This window comes from Peribacillus sp. B2I2 (assembly GCF_041261685.1).
Classification (GTDB): domain Bacteria; phylum Bacillota; class Bacilli; order Bacillales; family DSM-1321; genus Peribacillus.
Map to the genome: position 1 here is coordinate 1,375,958 of NZ_JBGCCB010000001.1, position 26,078 is coordinate 1,402,035.

The 26,078-nt window shown below is 38.8% G+C and carries 28 protein-coding genes, 2 pseudogenes and 2 riboswitches; of the genes and pseudogenes, 20 read left to right on the forward strand and 10 right to left on the reverse strand.

Translation table 11 applies throughout. The annotated features are described in order from the left end of the window. The first annotated feature begins 825 nt into the window (after positions 1-825). From ABIE66_RS06990 to ABIE66_RS07020, 7 genes and pseudogenes are all read left to right on the forward strand, one after another. On the forward strand, positions 826-1,146 hold the full coding sequence (locus ABIE66_RS06990) for a YwqH-like family protein (RefSeq protein ID WP_370014282.1): 321 nt from the start codon (positions 826-828) through the stop codon (positions 1,144-1,146). A 190-nt stretch (positions 1,147-1,336) separates the two neighbouring features. Beyond that, positions 1,337-1,633, forward strand: coding sequence for a DUF5344 family protein (locus tag ABIE66_RS06995; RefSeq protein ID WP_370014283.1), 297 nt, complete (start codon positions 1,337-1,339; stop codon positions 1,631-1,633). Further along, complete coding sequence (locus tag ABIE66_RS07000) at positions 1,630-3,072, forward strand: T7SS effector LXG polymorphic toxin (protein ID WP_370014284.1); 1,443 nt, start codon at positions 1,630-1,632, stop codon at positions 3,070-3,072. The genes ABIE66_RS06995 and ABIE66_RS07000 overlap by 4 nt, the downstream gene beginning before the upstream one ends. A 31-nt stretch (positions 3,073-3,103) precedes the next feature. Continuing rightward, positions 3,104-3,406: a DUF4176 domain-containing protein gene (locus ABIE66_RS07005; RefSeq protein WP_370014285.1), complete on the forward strand. Its 303-nt coding sequence runs from the start codon at positions 3,104-3,106 to the stop codon at positions 3,404-3,406. A 4-nt stretch (positions 3,407-3,410) separates the two neighbouring features. Beyond that, positions 3,411-3,752: a hypothetical protein gene (locus ABIE66_RS07010; protein WP_370014286.1), complete on the forward strand. Its 342-nt coding sequence runs from the start codon at positions 3,411-3,413 to the stop codon at positions 3,750-3,752. A 22-nt stretch (positions 3,753-3,774) separates the two neighbouring features. Further along, positions 3,775-4,344, forward strand: coding sequence for a hypothetical protein (locus ABIE66_RS07015; RefSeq protein WP_370014287.1), 570 nt, complete (start codon positions 3,775-3,777; stop codon positions 4,342-4,344). 327 nt (positions 4,345-4,671) lie between these two features. Then, positions 4,672-4,855: pseudogene (locus ABIE66_RS07020) on the forward strand (tyrosine-type recombinase/integrase); the annotation flags it as partial. A gap of 93 nt (positions 4,856-4,948) precedes the next feature. Here ABIE66_RS07020 and ABIE66_RS07025 read toward each other — a convergent pair. The 3 genes from ABIE66_RS07025 to ABIE66_RS07035 all read right to left on the reverse strand — a co-directional run bounded on the left by ABIE66_RS07025 (position 4,949) and on the right by ABIE66_RS07035 (position 8,046). Beyond that, complete coding sequence (locus ABIE66_RS07025) at positions 4,949-6,181, reverse strand: aminopeptidase (RefSeq protein ID WP_289324196.1); 1,233 nt, start codon at positions 6,179-6,181, stop codon at positions 4,949-4,951. Between the two features lie 69 nt (positions 6,182-6,250). Beyond that, on the reverse strand, positions 6,251-6,388 hold the full coding sequence (locus ABIE66_RS07030) for a hypothetical protein (RefSeq protein ID WP_370014288.1): 138 nt from the start codon (positions 6,386-6,388) through the stop codon (positions 6,251-6,253). A gap of 170 nt (positions 6,389-6,558) precedes the next feature. Beyond that, positions 6,559-8,046: an aldehyde dehydrogenase family protein gene (locus ABIE66_RS07035; protein WP_289317380.1), complete on the reverse strand. Its 1,488-nt coding sequence runs from the start codon at positions 8,044-8,046 to the stop codon at positions 6,559-6,561. Positions 8,047-8,317: 271 nt separating this feature from the next. On the opposite strand from ABIE66_RS07035, the gene ABIE66_RS07040 reads away from it, so the two are divergent. Beyond that, positions 8,318-9,523 (forward strand): MFS transporter, encoded by a 1,206-nt coding sequence (locus tag ABIE66_RS07040; RefSeq protein WP_289324197.1) that lies wholly within the window; start codon positions 8,318-8,320, stop codon positions 9,521-9,523. A gap of 38 nt (positions 9,524-9,561) precedes the next feature. On the opposite strand, the gene thiE is transcribed toward ABIE66_RS07040, so the two are convergent. From thiE to tenA, 5 genes are read right to left on the reverse strand one after another with little or no spacing between them, the layout of a single operon-like run. Next, positions 9,562-10,194 (reverse strand): thiamine phosphate synthase, encoded by a 633-nt coding sequence (gene thiE / locus ABIE66_RS07045; RefSeq protein WP_289324198.1) that lies wholly within the window; start codon positions 10,192-10,194, stop codon positions 9,562-9,564. Then, positions 10,175-10,990: a hydroxyethylthiazole kinase gene (gene thiM / locus ABIE66_RS07050; RefSeq protein ID WP_370014289.1), complete on the reverse strand. Its 816-nt coding sequence runs from the start codon at positions 10,988-10,990 to the stop codon at positions 10,175-10,177. Before thiM ends, thiE begins: the two co-directional genes overlap by 20 nt. Continuing rightward, entirely contained in the window at positions 10,987-11,793 is an 807-nt protein-coding gene (gene thiD / locus ABIE66_RS07055; protein ID WP_289324200.1) for a bifunctional hydroxymethylpyrimidine kinase/phosphomethylpyrimidine kinase, read from the reverse strand. Before thiD ends, thiM begins: the two co-directional genes overlap by 4 nt. After that, positions 11,762-12,283: an energy coupling factor transporter S component ThiW gene (thiW, locus tag ABIE66_RS07060; RefSeq protein ID WP_289317375.1), complete on the reverse strand. Its 522-nt coding sequence runs from the start codon at positions 12,281-12,283 to the stop codon at positions 11,762-11,764. Before thiW ends, thiD begins: the two co-directional genes overlap by 32 nt. Positions 12,284-12,298: 15 nt before the next feature. Continuing rightward, positions 12,299-12,988: a thiaminase II gene (gene tenA, locus ABIE66_RS07065; protein WP_289324201.1), complete on the reverse strand. Its 690-nt coding sequence runs from the start codon at positions 12,986-12,988 to the stop codon at positions 12,299-12,301. Positions 12,989-13,085: 97 nt separating this feature from the next. Next, positions 13,086-13,190, reverse strand: a riboswitch (TPP riboswitch). 159 nt (positions 13,191-13,349) lie between these two features. After that, a riboswitch (SAM riboswitch) is annotated at positions 13,350-13,454 on the forward strand. A gap of 177 nt (positions 13,455-13,631) precedes the next feature. Here tenA and ABIE66_RS07070 point away from each other — a divergent pair. Both ABIE66_RS07070 and ABIE66_RS07075 read left to right on the forward strand, forming a co-directional pair. Further along, entirely contained in the window at positions 13,632-13,820 is a 189-nt protein-coding gene (locus ABIE66_RS07070) for a Fur-regulated basic protein FbpA (protein WP_034314291.1), read from the forward strand. Positions 13,821-14,080: 260 nt separating this feature from the next. Continuing rightward, entirely contained in the window at positions 14,081-14,275 is a 195-nt protein-coding gene (locus tag ABIE66_RS07075) for an aspartyl-phosphate phosphatase Spo0E family protein (RefSeq protein ID WP_289324202.1), read from the forward strand. A gap of 73 nt (positions 14,276-14,348) precedes the next feature. On the opposite strand, the gene ABIE66_RS07080 is transcribed toward ABIE66_RS07075, so the two are convergent. Continuing rightward, positions 14,349-14,855, reverse strand: a complete 507-nt coding sequence (locus ABIE66_RS07080; protein WP_289324203.1) for a GNAT family N-acetyltransferase — start codon at positions 14,853-14,855, stop codon at positions 14,349-14,351. Positions 14,856-15,070: 215 nt separating this feature from the next. Between ABIE66_RS07080 and ABIE66_RS07085 the strand changes: the two genes are divergently transcribed. The 5 genes and pseudogenes from ABIE66_RS07085 to ABIE66_RS07105 form a co-directional block, all read left to right on the forward strand. Continuing rightward, the gene (locus ABIE66_RS07085; protein ID WP_289324204.1) at positions 15,071-15,772 is read left to right on the forward strand and encodes a DUF459 domain-containing protein; all 702 of its coding nucleotides are present in this window, start codon (positions 15,071-15,073) and stop codon (positions 15,770-15,772) included. Between the two features lie 330 nt (positions 15,773-16,102). Further along, positions 16,103-16,585 carry a DinB family protein gene (locus ABIE66_RS07090; protein ID WP_289324205.1) on the forward strand — a complete coding sequence of 161 codons (483 nt, stop codon included), beginning with the start codon at positions 16,103-16,105 and terminating at the stop codon, positions 16,583-16,585. A gap of 75 nt (positions 16,586-16,660) precedes the next feature. Next, positions 16,661-17,200: a M15 family metallopeptidase gene (locus tag ABIE66_RS07095; protein ID WP_370014291.1), complete on the forward strand. Its 540-nt coding sequence runs from the start codon at positions 16,661-16,663 to the stop codon at positions 17,198-17,200. A 130-nt stretch (positions 17,201-17,330) separates the two neighbouring features. Beyond that, positions 17,331-17,873 carry an acyl-CoA thioesterase gene (locus tag ABIE66_RS07100; protein ID WP_289317369.1) on the forward strand — a complete coding sequence of 181 codons (543 nt, stop codon included), beginning with the start codon at positions 17,331-17,333 and terminating at the stop codon, positions 17,871-17,873. Positions 17,874-18,391: 518 nt separating this feature from the next. After that, a pseudogene (locus ABIE66_RS07105) lies at positions 18,392-19,093 on the forward strand (transposase); the annotation flags it as partial. A gap of 174 nt (positions 19,094-19,267) precedes the next feature. On the opposite strand, the gene ABIE66_RS07110 reads toward ABIE66_RS07105, so the two are convergent. Beyond that, positions 19,268-19,903, reverse strand: a complete 636-nt coding sequence (locus ABIE66_RS07110) for a Bax inhibitor-1/YccA family protein (RefSeq protein ID WP_370014292.1) — start codon at positions 19,901-19,903, stop codon at positions 19,268-19,270. A 494-nt stretch (positions 19,904-20,397) separates the two neighbouring features. Here ABIE66_RS07110 and ABIE66_RS07115 point away from each other — a divergent pair, with 494 nt between their 5' ends. Genes ABIE66_RS07115 through opp4A form a run of 5 tightly spaced genes read left to right on the forward strand, consistent with a single transcriptional unit; the run spans position 20,398 to position 26,013 of the window. Continuing rightward, complete coding sequence (locus ABIE66_RS07115; RefSeq protein WP_370014293.1) at positions 20,398-21,423, forward strand: ABC transporter ATP-binding protein; 1,026 nt, start codon at positions 20,398-20,400, stop codon at positions 21,421-21,423. Beyond that, positions 21,401-22,327, forward strand: coding sequence for an ABC transporter ATP-binding protein (locus tag ABIE66_RS07120; protein WP_289324208.1), 927 nt, complete (start codon positions 21,401-21,403; stop codon positions 22,325-22,327). The genes ABIE66_RS07115 and ABIE66_RS07120 overlap by 23 nt, the downstream gene beginning before the upstream one ends. Before the next feature lie 15 nt (positions 22,328-22,342). Beyond that, positions 22,343-23,308: an oligopeptide ABC transporter permease gene (gene opp4B, locus ABIE66_RS07125; RefSeq protein WP_214743605.1), complete on the forward strand. Its 966-nt coding sequence runs from the start codon at positions 22,343-22,345 to the stop codon at positions 23,306-23,308. Between the two features lie 22 nt (positions 23,309-23,330). Further along, entirely contained in the window at positions 23,331-24,230 is a 900-nt protein-coding gene (locus ABIE66_RS07130; protein ID WP_370016995.1) for an ABC transporter permease, read from the forward strand. 19 nt (positions 24,231-24,249) lie between these two features. Continuing rightward, a complete protein-coding gene (gene opp4A / locus ABIE66_RS07135; RefSeq protein ID WP_370014294.1) occupies positions 24,250-26,013 on the forward strand; it encodes an oligopeptide ABC transporter substrate-binding protein in 1,764 nt (587 codons plus the stop codon). The last annotated feature ends 65 nt before the right edge of the window (positions 26,014-26,078 follow it).

The window sequence follows — 26,078 nt, forward strand, 5'->3', positions numbered from 1 at the left end:
ATGGATGTCACAGTTTGGGATTATGCGGAGTAAGTTTTCTGATGCCTATTTCATTTATCAATTACCGTATTTTAAGAAGTCCCCTTATCGCCCCCCATAAAATGAATGATTCGCCAAAAGTCACTAAAAATTCTTGCGGGGCATACATAAACTCCACATCACACGTGGCCTTTCGTTTTTGAGGTATGCTATGTCAATCAGTTTGCTAAACAAAAGCTCAAGCCTGATAGTGATTGAGAAAAGGGATTTTATGTGTAAATCGTCTGAATTAAAAAAGCAATTGTTACTTTACCATAGAGAGATTGATCTAACAATTTTTTATAGCGTATTTATATACTTCATCAATAAGAGGTTTAATATACTCCATACTCTTAACGTTTTGAAAACTTTTAAATGCGGATGGTCAAAAAGCTATGACAACTGTCATGGTATAATACATATAAAACAATGTACCAGAATGGTATCGATACAAAGATAACAATTTTAATAAGGAGTATTTCAGGGAACTAATTCAAATTGATAGAGATTCTGTATAAAATCAGTGGGAAAAAATTAATTTAATCTTTCTCCAATTTTTTATCTATGGTATAGTTAAAGGAATTGGGAATTTTTACAATAGTTTTCTTAGATGTTACTTTTAACATTAGACTTTCCTCCAACATATATTTTTAAGTTAATCAGTACATTTAGAGTATTATATAAATATAATAGATTAGTCAATGTAAAAGGATTAAAAAGACAGTACATTTAAGTAAAGATAAAATGATATTGAGGTGATAGGTCTTGTCTTTATTTTATTACTATGGACTGTTAAAGGAGAAGGAAGTGCAACTTCAAAGGCTAAAAAATTGCTATAGCCAACTTCAAGGTATGAAACAGGAATTTTCAAGTTATAGAATGTCACTTAAAAGTCCTGAACTCTCGGCATTTACTTGGCATGGTTCACTTGCAACAAAATTTGAATACATACGAAATGAAGGAATGTTTCATTATTACCAAGATATAGAGTTTCAGTTGATCAATATTTTTTCTACAATAGATAGTAAAATGCAATTTTTACATAGCGAAATTACTTCGATTAAACAAACCATTGCCTTATTAGAGTTACAATTAGCAGAAGAAAAAGTTCTAAAGAAACATAACTAAATTTGATAATAAAATCAATTTATTCTTTTTAACTAAATAAGGTGAGAATATAAACTCCATTAGAATTTCATTACAATTTTTCTCGCAATTATCGTGATTGTATCTATAAGAAATAAATTAAAGAGTACCAAACATTTACTGTTAGATCTGTAAATTCCTTTTTTAAAACAAGAGTAAAGTAGTGGTGAAAATGTCAGAAATAAAAATTGAATATAACAACATCGAAAATGTATTAAAGATGATGATGTCTGCGTCTGGTTCTTTTGAATCGCATTTGCCTAAGAATATAGTGCAAAATAGTCGATTGGACATATTAAAAGAAATCGATGGAATTAACACACTATTAGAAAAAATAATGGAAGATTATAAAAATCTTCTATTTAAGAATGAATTAATGGTCAAAAATTCTTTGGAGTATATGAAAGAAAACGATGAATTCTTGAAAACCTTTATGTCGATAAATGCTATTGCAGAGGTAAGGAAATGAAAGTATTAGATGTTTCAAGTTTACTTGTTTCCCTTGATCAGACTGTTAATTCAATTGAAAAGAAAATTGAAGGTATAGAGGTCATCGAAAAGTCCATACAAGAGTTGGTGATGATTGATGATTCTTTTAAAGGAAAGGGCGCAGAGTCTATTAAGTTTTTCTATAAATCATGCCATTTGCCATTTACGTTAAAATTAAAACAAGTATTTACATCCTACAAAGCAAAGCTATTGGCATGCAAAGAAGCAACAAAATCGTTTGAACCAAATGAAGAAGGGTATATTCATCAAGAATTTCTTCAAGGTGAACTAATCACTAGTATAATTCAATCTCAAAATTATACTAGTGATGTTACATTGGACGCTAATAGAGTGATATCAAGTGTATCTGATATTGTTGAGTTAAACTCTTTAGATGATACAGAATTTAATAATCAAGTCTTAAAAGCAAAAAGCTCTGTTCTTCAGACAGTTAATCAATTAGAAGAGTTCGATCAACAAAATAGTTCTTCTTTAAGTGAATTGATGGGTGATCTACAACTATTAGCCAACTATGTAAATGAAATAGATTCTAAAATAGGCATAAGTCATGGAAGTTTGGAGAATGTTAGCCCTCTTCAGCTTTTAGCTAGTTCGTCTCATTCATTATTAATTTCAAGTATAAAAACGTCACCCTTACAATCTTTTGAAAATACTAACACCCCTTATAATGAGTCTTTACAATCTATATTTATTTTAGATCCATATGGACAATACCCGTATAGTTGGTTAGGCCTTAACTTTTATCCAAATAAGGGGACTGTGCTTAATAAGAAAATCAATAATTCTAATAAAATGGAATCTAATTATATGGTTGGAGAAAAGACCAATAATGGTAATTTTACATTTGAAGCTTCGGTGGGTAAAACAGAGAATGATTGGTCTGGATTTGAAGGTGTGAAAAACGGTAGTGATCAGATTGGTGGAAGCAGCTCATTAACTGGAATCCATGTTAGCGTAGAACATGACACAAGCATAATTGATAGCAGTTTTAACCAAGATATTGGAATGGCGGAGGCTCAAGCCAGTGTAGGCGGTAAAAGTATTCTTCCAGTTGTAAAAGCTGGTGGAGCCGTTTATAATGCAAAAGTGAAATCGCAGCTTGATAAGGAAATTGATTACGTAGGCAGTACCGGGGTAGAAGCTAAAGGGGAAATTCTTAAAGCGAATGCTTACGCTGGAATAGATAATAGTTCTATCGGGTTTGGGGCAAAAGCGGCGGTAGCAGAAGGTGAAGTTTCAGGAATCTTTCCACTTCCTTTTACTGACTATACAATAAAGGGAACAGCTGGAGCTTCAGCATTCGGAGCAGGTGGCGAGGCTAAGATTGGGAAAGAAATTGTTCTCGACCTTCGATTATTGATAGGAATTAAGCTAGGATTAAGTTTTGAAAAAGAATAAAAATAATTAGTTTGAGAGGAGCTATTTATTAATGACAAAAGAGGTTAATTCTTTAATTATTGATAAAGGAAATGAATTGTTACCAATAGGGACAATAGTTACGCTTGATATATTTCCACAACCATTAATGGTTTATGGAAGAATGCAACAACAAGCTGAAAAAGTTAGTGTATGGGAGTATGTAGCTTGTCCCTATCCTCAAGGTCACATTTCTGATGAAAGTAACGTGTTTTTTAATCATGAACAAATAAAACAAGTGATTTTTAAGGGATTCGAATCTAAGGGTGAAAAGATAATGAAAGAAAAGCTAAAGTCACTAGATTTAAGGAAATAGTCTGATGAAAAAAATCTTTAATTGGTTCGTAGAACCATACCAAATAGTAAAGTTAGAGTTTCAGTATTTAGCACAATTAAAAAAAAATGAAACAACCTCAAAAAAGGAAATCATTAGAATATATCAATTGCAAGTTTTTAACGCAATGTTGTTCTTAGTGTATTCTTTATTTTTTATAGCCTTTTTTGTATATATAGTTTTGCTTTTTATTGTGAAATGGTATGCACTTTCGGGAATCTTCGTTGGACTTTTAATGATGAGCATCATTAAATTGATCCAAAAGCAGGGATACTTAAAACGTCGGGACGCATTTATTAAAAACGATCCAGCTTTAATAAAATCTTAGAACTAAGAGAGGACAGGTACTTTTGAAAAAATTCATTTCAATCATATTTACCATTTCTTTGTTACTTGTAGGTTGTAGTGAGAACTCTTCTTTGGAAAATCAAGCCGAAAAAGAAAAGACTAAAACTGAAGCCAAATCAAATGGAAACAAGCAATCTTTTGAGGATAAACAAAAAGAAATTGTTAAGTTTATAAACAAGGATATACAAGAAATAGTAAGTTATGAAACAGAAGCAAATCAAGTATTAGCAACTGTATCAGGTGAAAATTATCATAACGATAAAGAATTATATGAGGTACTTGCAAACAAGGTTATACCTACCTATCAAAAAGCAGTAAATAAAGCAAAATCACTAGTTGTAGAAGTTGAAGAATTAAAGCCTTTAAAAGCTAAAATTAAGGAAGCTACAGGTATATATTATGAGGCTTTAATGCTTGAAAAAGAGGGCTTGGAAAAGAAGGATACGGAACTTATAAATCAATCAAATGCCAAAGGGCAAGAATATAAAAAAGTGATAACTGAATATCATGTAGAGATGAAGAATCTTGCCCAAGAATACAATATCGATTATGAACAAGACTCGGCTAAGTAATTTTAAGTTAATTTAAGCTGTGTAAAATATAATAGCTCTAAAATGATGAGAATACTTGATTACTTACCTAGTTGAAACCTAGTCTTTCAAAAATATAGAATTAGTAAGCGTCGTTTGTAGAATATCTTTCATTAAAGAATTCAAGTAGAGATAGTTTTGGTATTTAAATACATAAGATTGAACCCTATCATAAGTAAATGTGGTTCTTAAAGACCTTGTCATATAGTAATGCGGACAAGGTCTTTTTTAAAATTGAGTAACTTTTATTAGTCAACGTGAAAATAATGAAAAAGAGGAAATAATCGGTGGTACATTCTACCCAACAAAAAAAAGCTAGGATTACCTACAATCCGTTTTTATGATTAAAGACATACACATGTCACGATGCTAATCAAACAAAATGTGAATGTAAAGGTCTTTTCGGAGAGGGTTGGACATACATCCATTCAAATTTACCCTAGACAAGTATAGCCACGTGCTTCCTAGTATGCAGGAACACGTGGCTTATTAACTTGATAAATTGTTTAAAGTTAAAGATATGTGACCAATTCTGTGACCCCTCAAGGTTTTAGACCTTCAAAACCCCTCTAGATCAAAGCTTTAATTAAAAAGCCCAATCCCCATTACGGAAGACAGGTTCTGAAGTGCCGTCCTGTTTGATGCCATCGATGTTCATTTTCTCGGATCCAATCATGAAATCGACATGTGTAAGGCTTTCATTCAATCCATTTTCTTCAAGCTCTTCTGGACTCATGTTTTTTCCGCCTTCAATACAGAAAGCATAGGAGCTGCCGATTGCAAGATGGTTTGACGCATTTTCATCGAATAATGTATTGAAGAATAAAACATTCGATTGGGAAATCGGTGAGTTGAATGGAACAAGTGCAACTTCACCAAGATAGTGTGATCCTTCATCCGTTTCCACCAATTGTTTTAGAATTTCTTCCCCTTCTTCAGCTTTTACTTCAATGATTCGTCCTTCCTTAAAGGTCACTGAAAAATTATTAATGATGTTGCCGCCATAACTAAGGGGTTTCGTACTGGAAACCGTACCGTTAACACCTGTTTTCAATGGAACAGTAAATACTTCTTCAGTTGGCATGTTAGCCATGAATTCATGACCCTGTACGTTAACGCTTCCTGCTCCGACCCAAAGGTGCTTGTCAGGCAACTCGATTGTCAAGTCGGTTCCAGGAGCCGTGTAATGCAATTTTTGGTAATGCTTATCATTTAAATAATCAACCTTTTCATGCAGGGTATCATCGTGTTTTTTCCAGGCCTCCACAGGGTCCTTAACATCAACACGAACTGCCTTGAAAATGGCTTCCCATAGCATATCAACGCGTTTTCCTTCTGCCTCTTCAGGGAATACTTTATCAGCCCAAGCCTTTGAAGGGACGGCGACTATGGACCAGCTTACTTTATCGGATTGCATATACTGACGCCACTTCTTCAATGCAGTTCCGGATGCCTTTTGGAAGTTGGCTATCCTTTCAGGTTTTACACCTTTCAATAAGTCAGGGCTTGAGGAGATGACGGATAGATAGGCAGCTCCGTTTTCTGCAAGTTCGATCGTTTCTTCTGCACGCCACTTTGGATATTCGTGGAACACCTCATCTGGAGCCAGTTCATATTTGGTACGTGAAATGATATCGTCATTCCAATTAACGATGACATTACGCGCACCGTTCTCATATGCTTTCTTTACAATGAGACGGACAAGGTCAGCGCCCTCTAATGTAGTATTAACGACCAGGGTTTGATCTTGTTGGATATTAACGCCGACTTTAACGGCAAGTTCTGCATATTTTTCTAAATTCGATTGAAAATCACTCATCATTTCAAAACTCCTTTTCCATTTTCTACATTCATAATTGTACTTATTGTTCTATAAAAAAGAAACTTTTTACATCGTTGTGTGGAAAAACTTTATAGTAAATTCAATAAGGAGTTCAACCGGGAAGCAGCTGAATTCAATCTGCATCGGTTTTGATTCATCCGCTTTAGCATCAACACCAACAATCACAATCACACTCGTGTGCACACATAAGTCAGCTCAAGCTCCAGCAGCTATTTTGTCTATCTTGCATTTTACCAAAACTAAAGAAGGAAAGATTATTAAAAGGTTTGAATAATTTAATAATTCGCTTCAGTGAATCAATGTACTGAAAGAAAGAGGGCCTCTTTGAGACCCTCTTTCTTAATAGTCAAAAATCACTTACCCAAATTGATCCAGACGCTTTTCACTTCTGAATAGTTGTCAAGTGCATAAGATCCCATTTCACGTCCGATTCCGGATTGTTTGTAGCCGCCGAATGGGGAAGCTGCGTCGAACGCGTTATAACAGTTCACCCACACTGTTCCGGCACGGAGTTTTCCTGCAACATAATGGGCATTGGCTATATCGCTTGTCCATAAGCCGGCTGCCAATCCATATTCACTGGCATTTGCACGGTTGATGACATCATCTAAATCCTCGAAAGGCATTGCCGCAATAACCGGCCCGAAAATCTCTTCTTTAGCTATCGTCATATCCTCTTCGACACCAGCGAATATAGTAGGAGAAACAAAGTAACCTTGTTCACCCGGTTTATTTCCGCCGACAAGAACTTCCGCACCCTCGTTTTTCCCTTTTTCAATATAGCCCATTACCCGATTTTGCTGCTCCTGGGAAACAAGCGGTCCAATTTGTGTACTTGGATCCAATCCTGCCCCTTGTTTTATGTTTTTTGCATGGCTGGCCATATCTGCAACAACATTATCATAATGTTTCTTTTGAATATAAACCCTTGAACCGGCACAGCATACCTGCCCTTGGTTAAACATGACCCCATTCAAAGCTCCAGGGATGGCTTTTGAGAAATCTGCATCAGGTAGGATGATGTTTGGCGATTTCCCTCCAAGTTCCAATGTGACCCGTTTCAATGAATATGAAGCGGAGCGCATGATCAATTTTCCAACTTCGGTCGAACCTGTAAATGCAATTTTATTTACTTGAGGATGGTCGACAAGTGCTTGTCCAGCGGTTTCACCAAAACCGGGAACGATATTGACGACCCCATCAGGGAAACCGGCTTCAGCCAATAATTCAGCCAGGTAAAGCGCGGAAAGCGGTGTTTGCTCAGCAGGCTTTAATATGACCGTACAACCTGTAGCAAGTGCCGCTCCCAGTTTCCACATTGCCATAAGAAGCGGAAAGTTCCATGGGATGATTTGGCCGACAACACCAACAGCCTCATGTTTTGTGTAGTTAAAGTAATTTCCGCTTACCGGAATGGTCTGTCCAACAATCTTGGTGGACCAGCCAGCAAAATATCTCATATGTTCTATAGCTAAAGGAATGTCGGCATTGGTAGTTTCACTGATTGGTTTTCCATTATCCAACGTTTCCAATTGAGCAAGTTCAGTTTTATTTTCTTCCATTAAATCGGCAAGTTTATACATAAGCCTACTGCGTGCAGCCGCGCTCATCCTTGACCAAGGACCTTCATCGAATGCTTTGCGTGCAGCTTTGACGGCTAAGTCGATATCTTCTTTATCAGCTTCATAAACATCGGCAAGTTTTTGTCCTGTAGCAGGATTAGGAGTGGAGAAGGTTTTTTTTGAAGCACTTTCCACAAACTGACCATTAATATAGAGCTTTTTTGGTCCTGTTAAAAATTTTTGTAGCTTTCCACTTACTTCTAACGTTAGATTTGTCATAATTACCCTCCTGAATAAAATGATTAACTTGGGCAAAACATGATGACTTATTGATAACGCTATGATTTATGCCAATTTTTATGATAAATGAAAAAAAGGGAATATTCAATCTATAACATTCGACAGAATATCCAAGATTTCTTTATCATTTTAAAAATGAAGTGTTTTTTTGTCATGACATGTGTAATTACTATAGCAAAAATGAAAGTTAATAGTTAAAATGAATAAGGATAAAATAACTAGAAGGTCTAAAGTTCATCAGGAGGAATATATGGGAAATAATGCGAAAACGATATCGCAGCGTAGATTACTTGGTGTTGCGGGTCTTGGATGGATGTTCGATGCACTTGATGTCGGTATGCTTTCTTTCATTATTGTTGCTTTGAAACAAGAATGGAACTTAACCAGTGAACAGGTTGGCTGGATTGGGAGCATAAACTCTATAGGGATGGCTGTTGGAGCCGTTTTCTTTGGTGCAATGGCTGACAAGGTCGGACGGAAGAATGTCTTTATCATTACTTTATTATTGTTTTCAATTGCAAGTGGCGTGTCTGCAGCAGTCAGTACACTCAGCTTGTTCTTGATATTGCGATTTTTGATTGGAATGGGACTCGGAGGAGAACTTCCTGTTGCCTCGACATTGGTCTCTGAAAGTGTTGAAGCTAGTAAAAGGGGAAGGGTGGTCGTTCTTCTTGAAAGTTTTTGGGCAGTTGGCTGGATATTGGCAGCACTCATTTCCTATTTCATCATTCCTGCTTATGGTTGGCGGGTTGCATTGTTATTGAGCGCCGTTCCCGCTTTATATGCACTGTATCTGCGCTTGAAACTGCCGGATTCACCGAAGTATACGGAACTTGAAAAAAAGCAGAGACCATCTGTATTAAGCAATATGAAAAGTGTCTGGAAAAAGGAATACTCCCGCCAAACCCTTGTGCTGTGGATTCTGTGGTTTTCCGTGGTCTTTTCTTATTATGGGATGTTTTTATGGCTGCCAAGTGTGATGGTCCTAAAAGGATTCAGTATGATTCAAAGTTTTGAATATGTTTTGATCATGACACTTGCACAGCTTCCAGGCTATTTTTCAGCTGCATGGCTGATAGAGAAGATGGGACGTAAATTCGTTTTGATCACATACTTAATCGGAACGGCCATCAGTGCCTTTTTCTTTGGATCGGCAGAGGGGTTGGCACCACTGATAGTTTCTGGAATGTTCCTATCTTTCTTCAACCTAGGGGCATGGGGTGCGCTTTATGCGTATACACCTGAGCAGTATCCAACTGCAGTTCGTGGCACAGGTGCTGGTTTAGCTGCTGGCATCGGCAGGATTGGCGGTGTCCTGGGTCCATTGCTTGTAGGGTATTTAGTTGCTGCCGATACTCCGATTTCAACGATTTTCACCATATTTACAATTGCTATTCTAGTGGGGGCCGTTGCTGTAGCTTTTGGGAAGGAAACTAAGAATACCGTTTTGACATAAACAAAAGGGAGGGGACTGAATTCAGTCCCCTCATTTCGTCATTTAAATTCTTTTATTATTTTTAAGAGGAATTCGGAGGCAGTCTTCGGACTATCAGCATTCATGATGGCTGAAACGACTGCCGTACCGGATAGCCCGCTATCAGAAAGAGAGGATATGTTATCGGCAGTTATACCCCCGATGGCAACGGCTGGAATCGAAACGCTGCGGCAAATTTCCTCCAGATCTTCAATTGCCATTAGCGTTGCATCTTGTTTGGTCTTCGTAGGGAAAACGGAACCGACTCCGATATAATCTGCTCCATTTCGTTCGGCTTCGATTGCTTCTTCAAGAGTGGAGACTGATACCCCGATAATCATATCGTCAGGAACCATTTGTTTGATGACAGGCAGTGGAAGGTCATCTTGCCCAATATGAATTCCGTCAGCTGCAACAGCAAGTGCTATATCTACCCGGTCGTTAATGATAAGGGGAATGGACAGCTCGTTCAATAACTGTTTTAATGCAGAAGCTTTTTTATAAAAGGAAAGGGAGGAATTGTTTTTTTCTCTAAGTTGTACGATCGAGACTCCTCCTGAAACCGATTCTGTAATGATTTTGGTCAAAACTTCTATTGCTATGGACTCTTCCGTAACTAAGTATAAACTTAAATCAATTTTGGATTTCTTCATTTATTTTCACCTCATGCATCCAGGTTTCCTTATTCATTCTTGATATGGCATCGATTAATCTCACACGAAACGTGCCTGTTCCTTCATCTTCTTGAAGTTTTGCAGCAGCCAGTTCCCCTGAAATGCTCATGGTAGAGATACCGGCAACTGCAGCAGCATAGAAATCGTCCGTGACTCCGGAAAAGGTACCGATAAGAGCAGTGGCCATGCATCCGGTACCTGTAACATTTGTTAAAAGGAGGTTCCCGTTGTCGATTATGGACGTATGTTTTCCATCACTAACAGCATCCTTCGCTCCGCTGACTACGACGACACTATTCAATTTATTTGCCGCTTGTGCAGCCAGCTCAGCATTGCTAATAGTAAGTTCCCCCGAATCCACCCCCCGTGTAACGATATCCCCACCCATCAATCGATGGATCTCACTCGCATTTCCGCGAATGATTTGGAAATTAACCTTACGTAGGAGTTCTGTGACTTGCTCTGTCCGATAGGCGGTGGCACCTACTCCCACCGGGTCCAAAATGACCGGGATATCCAGGGCATTTGCCGTCTTACCGGCAATCTCCATTGCTTCCAAAGCTTTATCATCAATCGTACCGAAATTAAGGACCAATGCATCGGCTAATTTGACCATATCCGCCACTTCTCTTGGGCTCGATGTCATAACAGGCGAACCACCGATGGCAAGGGTGGCATTTGCACAGTCGTTGACCGTAACAAAGTTGGTGATTTGGTGAACGAGTGGTTTTCTTTCTCTTACCTTCACGAATAAATCGGCTGCAGAAACCTTCATATTAATTCACTCCGTTCTTTTTTTGAAAATGAATGAAAATGATGGACAGGTCCATGACCCTTACCGATTGAAAAGCTATTACGAATGGCTTCAGAAATATAGGTCTTGGCCTGTTCGATCGACTCCAGCAATGTCAGTCCATTTGCCAGGTTGGATGTAATGGCGGATGACAGGGTACAGCCTGTACCATGTGTGTTTTTTGTATGAATGCGTTCTCCCTTTATCCAGTGGAAGTCAGTCCCATCATAAAAGAGATCATTTGGATTTCCCGCTGCATGGCCCCCTTTAAGTAAAACGGCTTTAGGGCCCAGTTCTTGTATGGATATGCATGCCCTGTAAAAATCTTGTTTCGTTCGAATCGACAAGCCAGTAAGAACTTCCGCTTCTGGTACATTTGGGGTTGCAAGTGTTGCAAGCGGAAGCAATTCCGTTTTTAAGGCAGAGACGGCTTTTTCGTCCAGCAAATGGTGGCCGCTTTTGGAAATCATGACAGGATCAAGGATAACGATGTCAGGTAAGAATGTTTTAAGGGACGCAGCAACTGTTTCCACTATTTCTTTAGATCCAAGCATACCTATTTTTACTGCATTGACACGAATATCTTCAAAGATGGCTGCAATTTGATCAGAAATGATAGCTGTATCGATGGCCTGAATTGAACGCACTTCCATTGTATTTTGTGCGGTTACGGCTGTGATTGCTGACATTCCAAAGACCCCATGTGCAGAAAATGTTTTTAAATCCGCTTGTATTCCAGCACCGCCCCCTGAATCAGAGCCTGCGATGGTTAATGCTGTTTTCATAAAAAAACCCCTTCATATAATTATTTTTTAGAAGTATTTTAAGTAATATGAAAGCTAAAATCGCACCTGCGAATGAACTAAGCATAAAAGCTGGTAAAAAACCAAAAAGAGCAGCTTTTTCTCCCAATAGGAGGATTGCAAGTGGATAACAGGCTAGGGACCCGAAAATCCCGGTCCCGATCACTTCCCCTAAACAAGCGAATTTTAAGCTTTGTGTTTTTCGATATACGACGGCAGCCAAAAGTGCACCGATCATGCTGCCAGGAAAGGCGAAAATTGAACCGGTACCAGACATGTTTCTAATGATGGAAACTAAAAAAGCTTGTGTTACCGCATAAGCAGGTCCTAATAATACGGCTGTCAGGACATTTGCCAGATGTTGAATAGGAAAGACTTTCGCAAATCCGGCAGGGATGAAAATAAATGAACTGGTTAAAGTCGTTATAGCCGTAATCATGGCGGTCAATGTCAATTTCTTGATTGGATTCATCATCATATCAACGACCTACAGTGGCCAATCCTGCTCATTTTGAACCATATCCCAGAATAAATATTCATATCGGGAAGTCACCAAAAAGTGCTTTTCTAATCTAAGTAGTTCCTTTTCGGGCATGCCTTCTGTTAATTCTTCCAACAAAGCAATCAGCCACTTGTGTGCTTCACCGAATTCAGGAGATGAATATGACCTTATCCAATCAGAGTAGCGATTGTTTTCCAATGCATCACCATTTTGTTCTTTCAATAGCAAACCGATCTCATAATAATCCCAAGCACATGGCAGGAGACATGCTATCAGGTCTGCCAAAGTGCCATGCTGAGCTGCATTTAGCATGTAACCCGTATAGGCTAGAGTGGTTGGTGTGGGTTCTGTATCTTCCAATTCCTTGGAGCTGATTCCGAATTCCGCAGCATAATGCCGATGGATATCCATTTCAACTTGAAGGGTTTCATTTAAAATACTCGCAAACTTTGCCATGGTTTCGATATTATGAGCTTTGATGACACCTAAAGCAAAGAGCTTGGAATAATCCATGAGATAGATATAGTCCTGCTTCAGGTAATAGGCAAATTTCTTTTCAGGAAGTGTGCCGTTTCCAATTGCCTGGACAAAGGGATGTGAATGGTTCCTTTTCCAAATCTCTTTTGCCCGTCCATGAAGTCTATCACTGAATGTTTCTAATTTAGTATTCTCCATTGTTCATCCTCCTTTAAAATGGATCCCCTTGTTTACACCCAATAAAAAAAACCCGCTCCTGAATACGGAACGGGGTAGATGGATAAAGTCTGTAAATGGACGATATCATCCACTTCCCTCCGCCGGTATGAGCCGGTTCAGGTTCAAAGGGTCCGGAACTAATTCCATCTCAGTCTTAAAAAAGACTCCCCTAGTGGTGTGAATTGTATGTAATTACTGACATCATATCAGAAAGACAAGAAAATGCAACCCGTATTTGAAAGAGGTAATCCTTTATGGCACGGAAAAAAAGGGAGATCCAGGTAATTGACATTTGATGATTATTGAGATAAAATCATGTCTACATCAATTATATATTGAATTCTTATCCAGAGAGGTGGAGGGACTTGGCCCAAAGAAACCTCGGCAGCAGACCCATTTTGGGAACTGTGCTAAATCCAACAAGCATATGCTTGGAAGATAAGAAGAGCCGTACGGACACTGTCAGCCTCTTCTTGAATTAGAAGAGGCTTTTATTTTTGCGGTATAACGTTTAGTGACATAATAAAAAAGGTATATATAATTTGGTGAAAATCAAACCAGTTAATACAGTTTAGCTCAACTAGAAGCAGGCTCTATGATGACTAGGAAAGGAGCCATTTACATGGCGGAATTATTTAAGAGGATTGAACAGAGGAAGGCAAAGCTTATTGAAGAGTTATTGGCCAATGGAGTATACAAAACCTCTGATGAAAGGCACCTTTACGATGCCCCGTTAAAAGTACTTGAAGATGAATATAAGATTGTTATAAATAGACCTAATAACGAGTCTCCTTCGGAATGGATGACATAGTAAGCGATAGACTATATTTTGGGTTCTTGGGATAGGGATATGAAGTAAGCATTCGCAATGTATCACACTTGTGGATGCTTTTTTTATTTAAGTTTATATAGTGGATGTCACAAAATATACATAATTAGAGACTGAAATAGGCTTTTTGTCACATTTAACCTATGAAATAACACATTTAATTTCTGTAAAATAGTTGATTTTAACTACGAGTTTCATTATGATGAAAGTGTAAAAATATTGAAAAATTAGGAGGTGTTTATATGATTTGCCGGAAGGTAACTATAGAAAAAGTAGAAGAAAAGAGAGAGGAAATGATCAAATTGGCAGCAATTTATGGTTTTACAAGTCTTCTAACTGTTCAAGCAAGTCAAGAATTGGATGCGCTGTTAAATGCGTTGACAAATAAAAGAGAATCTGAATATTTTTCCCTCCAGAAAGTATATAGGTATTTTTAAATTCACCATTTCGTCCTCTTTTAATCAGAGAAAAAAGCTACTACACAAGGCAATAGCTTTTAAATAAATATATTTAAATATCGACACGTTTACCAAGAATGATCAAATCCCGTTCAATGCCATCCAGCTCGGCAACTTGAGGTAAATGTGCCCATTTTTCAAACCCGAATTTGGAAAAGAGCTTCAGGCTTGGGGCATTGTGGGCAAAAATGAAACCTAATAGAGTCTTCACCCCTAATTTTGGGCTCACTTCAATTGCCTTTTGAATCGAAATTTGTCCGATTCCTTTTCCCCGGAAATAATCATCAATATAAATGCTGATTTCAGCCGTGGAATTATAGGCCGGCCTCCCATAGAACGATTGAAAGCTCATCCATCCAGCAGTTTCCCCTTCTATAGTAATTATAAATAGCGGTCGACTTTCTGAATCATGTTCCTCAAACCATTTAACCCTCGATTGTACGGATATAGGTTCCGTATCAGCCGTGACCATTCTTGAAGCAATTGTCGAATTATATATTTCAACGATCCTGGGTAAGTCCGATAGTTCTGCCTCTCTAAACTCTATGTGCTCTTCCATGATTTAAACTCCTATCTATTTTCTATCTCCAGAATAAAGGGTATCGCCGCTTTTTTATTAAGGGACGGTGAATGAAACCCAATCCATTGAAAGTTTTATACTATCATACACTCTTTGCTCTTTATCTGACAATTCATTTTATATGTTAGGACTACAGATTTTTGGGTATTTAAAAGATTAAATACTTCATAGTAAATAGACAAAAGGAGAAGCAAATGAAAAAAATAGCAGGTTTATTAATTATTGTACTAATAATTTGTTTCGCTGCATATAAATTTCAAGCCTCGGAAGCGAAAGATGTACAAAGGGTGATGGCTTTTGGAGATTCGTTAACCTATGGAAAAGGGGATAAGGACGGGGAAGGATATGTAGACGGTCTGGAGGATGAATTGAATAATCCGGAATCGGAACAAAAAGTGAGTTTTTGGAATTACGGTATAAAAGGTCAGGAAACGGATGGGGTAATGAAGCAGCTTGACGATTACCGCATTAAAACGAAACTTGATAAAGCCGATACTTTCATCGTTTATATTGGAACGAATGACTTGATCAATAGTAACGGCGGGAACTTGGAGAAAATAAGTGACCGAAAAATCGATGATGGTAAACGGGAGTATATCAACCATCTGGATAAGATTATATCAACACTGATAAAGGCAAACGATAAAGCGGATATACTGGTAGTAGGGCTATATAACCCAATTAAAGACAATGAAAAACTTGAAAAACACATTCTAGATTATAACCAAGCAATAAAGGGAATAGCGGAAAAGGATGATAGGATGGTATTCATTCCTACAAATGATCTTTTTGAAAATAAAAAGAAAACAGAGTATTTCAGTGATAAGATACATCCGAATGAAAAAGGGTATCAACTCATTACGAATCGGGTTCTGGAAAGTTATGATTTCAAATGAAAGCAAAAATGCATAAGTCGCTAGGAATTTGATATGGCCTTTAGTTGGGAAGAGAACTGCAAAGATCTGGGGTGCTTGTATCTGCTTTTGTGGCTGAATGGAGTATCCTCCAATGATGGCGATCACTCCTATTTAGAATACCCTTGATGAATTTTGATAGTCCTTTATATTAGGTGAATTTTACCTTTATGACTATCATAGAGCTGTTCAAAAAATAGACAACTTTTAATTGGTTCGTTTCTGTCAAAAAGTATTATTATTTTACACATTCATATAGGTCATGGAATAATTATAGGAGATTAGCCAGGCTTATAAGAGGAGATGCTAAGGATGAATGATAATGAAAAAATCAGGGAAGAACTTTTAAATGCGGTCAACGGACTATCGGATGAACAGCTGAACGCGCATCCTGAAGCAGGACGATGGAGCATCATTCAGGTGTTGGATCATTTATATTTAATGGAACGGGCCATAACAAAGAGTATTGCCGATAAATTGAAAAGCGACGATAGCACTCCGGCTGTTAATAAACCGATCGAGCTTACATTAAATCGTGAAGTGAAGGTTCAGGCCCCGCCATTTGTCATTCCGTCAGAATCATTCCAAACTTTGAATGAGGTTAAGGATAAGTTGTCCGAATCTCGCAAAGCTTTTATAAGAGTCGTTGATCATGCAAAAGAAAATGATCTGGAACAAAAGTCTTTTCCCCACCCTTTGTTTAAAGAATTAAGCTTGAAGCAATGGGTCCCGTTCGTGGGACTCCATGAAAAACGGCATTTAATGCAAATAGAAGAATTAAAATCAAAGTTATAATAGAAGAAAAAAACTCATCCGTCTTTGGTTGAGTTTTTGACTTTCAGACAGTTATAGTAAAGGAAGGGTTTTTCAGTGAAAGCCACTTGGGTAAGGACATGTCTGATATTGGGCTTTTTCGGATTGTTGTTGGGGCTCTTGTTCAAGTATATGCTTCCGCCTGATTTAGATGAAATCAAACTGACAGACGAGCTGAATCCGATCGTCGCCGACAAAAAAGACGAGCTTATTCAATTGGCCAATGACAAAGGCATCCCGGTAATCATTACGGCAGGGTTCCGTTCTTTAGCCGAGCAAAATGAACTCTATGAAAAAGGCCGTTTAAGCACGGGGAACATCGTAACGAATGCAAAAGGTGGGGAGTCTCTTCATAATTTCGGTTTGGCGATAGATTTTGCCCTCCTAAACAAACAAGGTGAGGCCATTTGGGATATGGGTTATGACGGCAACGATAATGGAAAGTCGGATTGGATGGAAGTCGTAACCATCGCTAAAGGGTTAGGTTTTGATTGGGGCGGGGATTGGACAGGGTTTAAGGATTATCCTCATTTACAAATGACATTTGGTTTGAGCCTGCGTGAGCTGCAACAAGGCAAGCAGCCAAAAGGGCAGTGAGAGTGGGACGCTTTATTTTAACCGAATAATTTTGACTAAAAGCAGGAAAATAAGCATGTGAATTGATTTACAGGTAATAATTCGATAAAGTGGACTAGTGAGAAATCAGACTTAAAGGAGTGCAGTCACCATGGAAGAAATAAAACATTGCCGGGATTCTTTGGTCATAAAAACAAGCCTTGTCCTCCCGCCGGATACAAATAACATTGGTACGATGTTCGGAGGCAAATTAATGGCATACATTGATGATGTAGCGGCTATATCCGCCATGCGTCATGCTCGAAGCAACGTCGTTACGGCATCAACCGATTCTGTCGATTTCCTGCACCCTATTCACGAAGGAAATGCAGTTTGCCTGGAAAGCTTCGTGACCTATACGGGCAGAACATCAATGGAAATCATCGTAAAGGTGATTGCAGAGGATTTAGTTACAGGAGATCGGAATTTATGCGTCATTTCCTTTTTGACCTTTGTTGCCATTAATGAAGAAGGTAAACCAATACCGGTTCCACGTTTGGTTCCTGAAACAGAGATGGAAATGAATTTAAATGAATCGGCAAAACAACGGGCCCAAATAAGGAAAAAAAGAAGAGAAGATACACAATTCATTGCAAGTACCTTCGGTGTGAAACTGCCATGGACTGATCAATCAAATCCAGGATTATATAAATAAGATACGAAAGCCTTAAGCAGTTCTTACTTATTAATGAAGCATTGAGACCAAATTCGTGATTTGGTCTTTTATTCATTGGCATGGTTCTGAAAAATAGAATCCATTTTTGAATACATCCCTGAATTATCTTTTTACAGGAAATAACGGTGTATGGGCAAATACGTGAAAAGACACTTGGGCGCTTGAATAAGTCCAAGCGCCTCAGACTGTAGACAAATTAGATAATAATTGAGTTTGTCACATGTGATTTCCTCTCCAGGCACTCGCTTTCCCCGCAGGAGCCTCGAACATTCCGTTCCAATCAACTTTGTTTTAACAGAAAGATAGAACTCTTTTTGCCTACAGTCTTTTTTGTTCTAAAATAGAAGGATAAAACTCGAGGTGTTAAGGAGACTTAATAAACATGATTCTATTCAGCGAGATCAACTTGAAATGATTACTTTAGATCAACTGGTGCCATCGAATGTATGACTTGGTGAATGATATGTATTCAGAGGCCCAAGTATTGATCCAGTTATGAGCCATTTCCACCAGTTAAATTTATCAAGGAATAAACCAAGGTGATTAAAGAAAGTTCAACTGATCCTGAAAGTGGCCACTATGTGAAAGTTGAACGAACAAAACAGTTTGCCTATTCGTTCCATGCGGCAGCAAACCGCAATGGATTTGTGTTGCAGGACGAGAGTAACATCCGGAAATATGCATGTTAGTCATATCTTAGAGCTTATTGAAAAAGTTGAAAACTAGAAGCTGTTGCCGCAGATGCAGCTTACAAAACACCAGCCTTTATAAACTACCTTTTTGGCAAAGAAATCACACCAGCTTTATCCTATACACGTCCTCGAACAAAAGAAGGGTTCTTCCATAAACATGACTATGTGTATTGTTATCTCTGCTCATCGGACGAGATTTTAAAGTACACAACAACAAATAAAGAGGGCTATTGTGAGTACAAATCATCCAATCCATTTGTGCGAATTGTTCATTTTTTTCAGAGTGTACAGAAATTAAAGACCACTAGAAAGTGGTCACACGCCATATTTTGCAAGAATGTAAGGAAAACATATTTATGCGAAACGTAAAGGCAAAAGAAAGGCACGTTATGCGTTGGACTACTTAAAGGGGGATTTGAAAATTGTCGGTGCAGGCGATGCTTACTTTGCCATGAGAATGTAAAGAAGATGGCCAACTGGACTTGGCGAGGGTCAGAAATGTCCTGAATAATGACCTAGGAGAGGTCACTATTCTCTATAACTGCTTCAAATCCAATAAAAAATCAAAAAAGGTTTTGGAATGAGACCATTCCGAAACCTTTTTGTTTACAAACTGAGACGCTCGGATCAGTCCAAGCGTCATTTCTTAAGATACCTTGTTGGTTTGATCATACGCGCTTTTTAGTCATCGCTTGCCAATATACCAAAGAAACGTAAGATGTTAATGAAAAGGTTAATGAAATCTAGATACAGATTCAAGGTCATTAGCGGTACTTCTTCCGCTGTAACCCCGTAATGCTTCATTCGATTGAAATCATATAAAATATAACCACTGAAAACTAAAATCCCAATAAATGAAAAGACCAGCATGGCTGTAGAACTTAATGGAGAAAAAATGTTGAAAATGCTAATGGCCACTAAAGCAAGCAAGGCCGCAAATAACATTCCTCCCAAGAAAGAAAGGTCCCTTTTGGTGGTTGAAGCATAAATCGCCAGTCCTCCAAATACAACTGTCGTCGTCACACCGGCTAAGATCACCACATTTGCCCCTGCAGCGGCAAGGTAGTGTGCAATGATCGGATAGGTCGTAATTCCTGAAATAAATGTGAAACTATACAAGAATGTGTAACCGATAGCTTTTTTCTTCCGCATGATGAAAGCTCCAATCAACATGGCAAACTCAAGTATCGCTAAGGGAATGAACAAGAATGGCGGAACAAAAGTGCCGAGAGCCATCCCTAAAACGGAAACAGCAAGAGATAAAGCGAACGTCCGCATGACGGATGGCAAATATGTTTGTACAGTTTGTGAATACATTCAATCACCTCATCATTTTTTTCTACCATTTTCTACGATTCTGTTTTAAAAAGGTTTCATTGCATTTGATAAAAATTAGGTGTTTTTTTGAAAGTATTGAAATATATATGAAATAATTACATTTTTTATGATATTCTTAAAAATAGACTAATTTTTCTGAAATATTAAAATATTACTAACCAGAATCATTCTGCGGTACGTACAAAGACAAGTTGAATTTAGAGGTATGATCTATAAAAATAGTTATTTCGAAATAACAAATAAAAAAATATTGGTTCTATGCAATTAATAGGACTTCAAAACTTTACTGTATAACAGTTATAAAGGAAATGATTTTTTATTGCAGAAAATTATTCCTAAAGTTATAAAATATGAAAAAAATGTGATTATTTTGCAATAAAACTATTGTATAATTGTAAAAAATTGATTAAAATTTTAAATAATTATCAGAAGATTAATTATTTTCCCGAAAAAATAGTTTAGGGGGAGCAAGGATGAAGAAAGCTATTTTGCAAATAGAGAACCTAACTACCTCATTTCGAATCGGTAACAAATATCATGCAGCAGTGGATGATGTTTCGTTTACGGTGAATGAAAATGAAATTGTAGCAGTTGTTGGAGAATCAGGTTGTGGAAAGAGTGCATTGGCTTTATCTATCATGCAATTACATAATAAGCAGAGAACGAAATCCCAAGGAAACATTAATTATAAAGGCCAAAATCTACTAAAGTTGAATGATATGCAAATGAATAAAGTCCGGGGTAAGGAATTGGGTATGATATTCCAGGAACCTCTAACGGCGTTGAACCCGCTCATGACCATAGGAAAACAGATCGAGGAGAATCTTGATTACCATACTGAACTTTCCAGTGAGGAAAAAAAGAACAGGACGATCGAACTTTTGACACAAGTAGGAATTCCTTATCCTGAACGGACGTACAAGCAATATCCGCATGAGCTCTCGGGTGGAATGCGGCAAAGGGCGATGATATCGATTGCCATTGCTTGTAACCCTGCACTGGTCATTGCCGATGAACCCACCACGGCACTGGATGTTACGATTCAAGCGCAAATACTTGATCTGCTGAAAGATATCCAAAGCAGGACAAAAATGGGAATCATCTTAATTACACATGATCTGAGCGTCGTAGCAGAGGTTGCTGATAGGATCGTTGTCATGTATGCAGGTCAGGTGGTGGAAACGGGAAGTGTCAAAACGATATTCAACAATCCGCTGCATCCATATACGAGGTCGTTATTAAATTCGATTCCTTCGGCTGCAAACGAGAAAAACCGTTTGCATGTTATTGAGGGAATCGTTCCATCTATTGCGAAAATGGATAGGATAGGATGTCGTTTCCAAGATAGGATTCCTTGGATACCAAAACATGCACATGAAGAGTCGCCCCGACTTCACGATGTGGGCAACGATCATTTTGTAAGGTGTACCTGCTATAAAGAATTTTATTTTCAAGCTGAAGGAGATGCATCGACCCATGACATTACTCAAAGTAGATAATTTAAAAGTGCATTTTCCAATTAGGGGCGGTTTTTTCCGAAGGGTGGTCGATCACGTAAGGGCCGTGGACGGTGTTTCCTTTGAGTTGCAGCAAGGGGAAACATATGGTTTGGTCGGGGAATCCGGAAGCGGTAAGTCCACGACAGGCAAGGCAGTTGTCAAGCTGAATGATGTGACTTCCGGACAAATCCTGTTTGAAGGCAGGGATTTAGCATCTTTAAGTAGAAAAGAGATTAAACCATTCAGAAAAGATATCCAAATGATTTTCCAAGACCCGTATTCATCATTGAATCCCAAGAAGAGGGTACTGGACATCATTGCCGAACCGCTTAGGAATTTCGAACGGTTATCCCCTGCAGAGGAAAAGAAAATCGTTCAGGACTTCTTGGACAAAGTCGGACTCAGTCCGGAATCAATCCACAAGTATCCACATGAATTTTCAGGTGGGCAGCGCCAACGGATTGGGATTGCCAGATCCTTGACATTGAAACCTAAACTGATCATTGCCGATGAACCGGTATCAGCCCTGGATGTTTCCGTTCAGGCTCAGGTATTGAATTTCCTTCAGGATCTCCAACAGGAGTTCAATTTGACTTATTTATTTGTCGGGCATGATTTAGGTGTAATCCGGCATATGTGTGACCGGATGGGCGTTATGTATCGCGGTAGATTGGTAGAGGAAGGTAAAAGTGAGGAAATCTATGAAAATCCCCAACATATATACACGAAACGCCTGATTGCCGCCATTCCAGATTTAGAGCCGGAAGTTCGCGAGGATAAAGTGCAGCTAAGAAAAAAACTCACCTCAGAATATGAGTCAACCTACTCAAGATATTTCGATGAGAATGGACGTGCTTACGATTTGAAGCCGATCTCACCGACGCATAGAGTCGCATTACAATAAGGAGGTGGAAAGAATATGTGGAAGTTTATCCTTAGACGTTTATTAGTAATGATCCCGCAGCTGTTTTTATTGAGCATCATCGTATTCATGATGGCAAAAGCAATGCCGGGAGATGCTTTGTCAGGCCAGGAAATCAACCCTAGGGCCAATCCAGCCGAGCTTGATAGGATAAGGGAGGAACTGGGTTTGAATGACCCTTGGTACCAACAATATTTAAGGTGGGCATCCAATGCTGTACAGGGGGATTTCGGTATTTCCTATACACATAAAACGCCCGTCATGGATGTTATCGAAGACAGGCTTTGGAACACGGTGTTCCTGGCGTTGGTCACTCTGATCTTTACATATATGCTTGCAATTCCATTAGGCATACTTAGCGGAAGGTATAACGATACCTGGGTGGATAAAACCGTTACGGGTTATAGCTATGTAGGGTTTGGCACACCGATTTTCATTTTTGCTTTAATCATGTTATTCGTTTTCGGATTTGCCTTGGATTGGTTCCCGTCTGGTGGCAGTGTCGATTCCAAAGTGGATGAAGGAACATTCGCCTATGTTGTAAGTAAGATCAATCATTTGATTTTACCAGCTTTAAGTACAGCTTTAATTGCAACAACAAGCACGATCCAATATTTGCGAAATGAAATCATCGATAATAAAATCAAGGATTTCGTAAGGACTGCGCGTTCGAAGGGAGTGCCTGAATCAAAAGTATATTCACGGCATATCCTTAGGAATTCCTTTTTACCGATAGCGGCATTCTTAGGTTATGAAATTACTGGATTGATCGGCGGCGCGGTCATAATCGAGACCATTTTCAGTTATCCGGGACTAGGTCAGCTTTTCCTTAGTTCAGTCAGTCTGCGGGATTTCAGCGTTGTCACGGCTATCGTCATGATGACGGGATTTGCCACTCTGCTTGGCACTCTTCTTTCGGACATCATACTTAGTGCGGTCGATCCGCGCATACGGATAGAATAGGAGCGGGGTGAATCGTATGGAAATGAAAGTGGAAACCGGAAAGAACATACAAGTGAAAGATGTGAGCCCTTCAGGAATTAAAATCATCTGGGAGGAAATCAAAAAAGACAAGCTTGCAATGGGCTCATTGATTATATTAGCAGCCATATTGCTTTTCGTTTACGGGGCGTCGCTCTTCATGGATGCCAAGGAAATAGCCAAGGTCGATTTCCTTTCCATTTATATGGAACCATCTTCAGACTATTGGCTTGGAACTGATTATGGTGGCCGGGATGTATTCGGGCAACTGATAATAGGTACCAGAAATTCATTCACGATCAGTTTATTCATTACATTATTCACGGCTATCATCGGTTTATCATTAGGGCTACTTGCTGGCTACTTTGGAGGGGCAACCGATAATGTGATCATGCGTGTTATCGATTTCGTGATTTCCCTGCCGCAATTGATGCTCATCATCGTTGTAGTCACGATAGTTCCGATCTTCAATGTATATGTTTTCATTTTAATCATGACGATGTTTTTATGGACTGGAAAAGCAAGGCTGATTCGTTCAAAGGCTTTGTCAGAGCGTGAGCTGGATTATATCCATGCCTCTCAGACACTTGGGACGCCACATTGGAAGATCATCCTTTTTCAGCTTCTGCCGAATGTCAGTTCACTGATCATCGTTAACTTCATTTTGAACCTTGCAGGCAATATTGGCCTAGAATCCAGTTTGACTTTCTTAGGGTTCGGTCTTCCGGAGAGCTCACCGAGTCTCGGGACGCTCATCAGTTATGCTCGAAATCCAGATGTTCTGGAAAACAAGTGGTGGATATGGGTACCCGCATCACTCATGATTTTAGTGTTGATGCTGAGTATAAATTTCGTTGGTCAAGCGTTAAAGCGCGCCGCCGATGCAAGACAAAGAAGAGCATAAAAAAAGGGGAGTGTATGATATGAAAATCAAAAGCTACAGTAAGGTATTAAGTGCATTGGCCATTTCGTCTCTACTGCTTGCTGCATGTTCGAACGATACGGAGAAATCGTCAACGAAAGAGAAAAAAGGGAAAGATGTCGAACAGGTCGATACCTCTAAATTCCCGACAAAGACGACAAATCAAGGAGAGCCGATTGAAGGCGGTCATTTGACATATGGATTGGTATCGGATACCCCGTTTGAAGGGATTTTGAACAAAGTTTTCTATCAAGGCGACCCTGATAACCAAGTAATCACATTCTTTGATGAGGATTTATTGGATACAGACGAAAACTATGTATACACGAATGAAGGTGCCGCTTCCTATGAAATTTCAGACGATCATAAAACGGTCACTCTGACGATTAAGGATAATGTGAAATGGCAAGATGGCAAGCCTGTGACAGGTGCGGATTTAGAATATGCATACCTTGTCATGGGAAGCAAAGAATACAAAGGTGTACGTTATGATGAACAAATGGCTTTAATCGAGGGTATGGAAGAGTATCATGAAGGGAAAGCGGATAGCATTTCAGGCATTAAAGTGGACGACAAGAAAATTACTTTCACTTTCAAGAAAGCGAACCCTTCCGTCACGACTGGATTATGGACATACCCGCTCCATAAAGAATACTTAAAAGATGTTCCAATTGCCGAGTTGGAATCTTCAGATAAAATACGTAAAAATCCGATTGGTTTTGGACCATTTAAAGTGAAGAAAATCGTCCAAGGGGAAGCCGTCGAATTCGAAGCGAATAAAGATTATTACCGTGGTGCACCTAAATTGGACAGTGTCACATTGAAAGTCGTGAATCCGTCTATTGTCGTTAAGTCACTTGAAAATGGTGACCTCGATGTAGCAGAGGTCCTGGCTGAGCAATATGACCAGGCCAAGGAATTGGATAATGTCGAATTGTTGGGGAAAGTTGAATTGGCTTATACCTATATTGGTTTCAATTTCGGTCATTATGATAAGGAAAAAGAAGAAAATGTTATGGATGAGAATCCAAAATTTGGAGACAAACGGCTTCGTCAGGCGATGGCATATGCAATCAATAATGAAGAAGTTGGCGAAAAAATGTACAAGGGCCTCCGCTTCCCTGCCAACTCGGTCATTACACCAAACTTTAAATATAACAATAAAGATGTAAAAGCATATGAATATAATCCTGAAAAAGCTAAAAAACTTTTGGATGAAGCAGGATTCGTAGATACGAATAAGGATGGCATTCGTGAAGATGCGGATGGAAAAGAGTTCAAGATCAACTTTGCTTCCATGAGTGGCTCCGATGTTTCCGAACCTCTTGCAAGGTATTATATCCAACAATGGGAACAAGTCGGATTGGATGTTGAATTGCAGGATGGAAGGCTGCATGAGTTCAATTCATTCTATGATCTACTGAAAAAGGATAATGACAAAGTTGATATTTATCAAGCTGCATGGGGAGTCGCTTCCGATCCGGATCCATCAGGCTTATGGTCCAGATCTGCAGAATTTAACTATACTCGCTGGGTGAATGAAAAAAATGATGAGCTTCTTGCTAAAGGGATTTCAGAGGAGGCCTTCGATGATCAATATAGGATCGATACCTACAATGAGTGGCAAGAATTGATCCATGAGGAGGTACCAGTCATTCCGACATTATTCCGTTATCAGTTGGCTGGAGTGAATGAACGAGTTACGGGTTATGATTTCCTTGCAGGCCGCCAATATCAGTGGCATAATGTGGGTGTAACTAAATAATTTAATTGATGAATCCAATCGGCTGCCTGTATGGGCGGCCGATTTTTTTACGTTTCAAAGGTGTG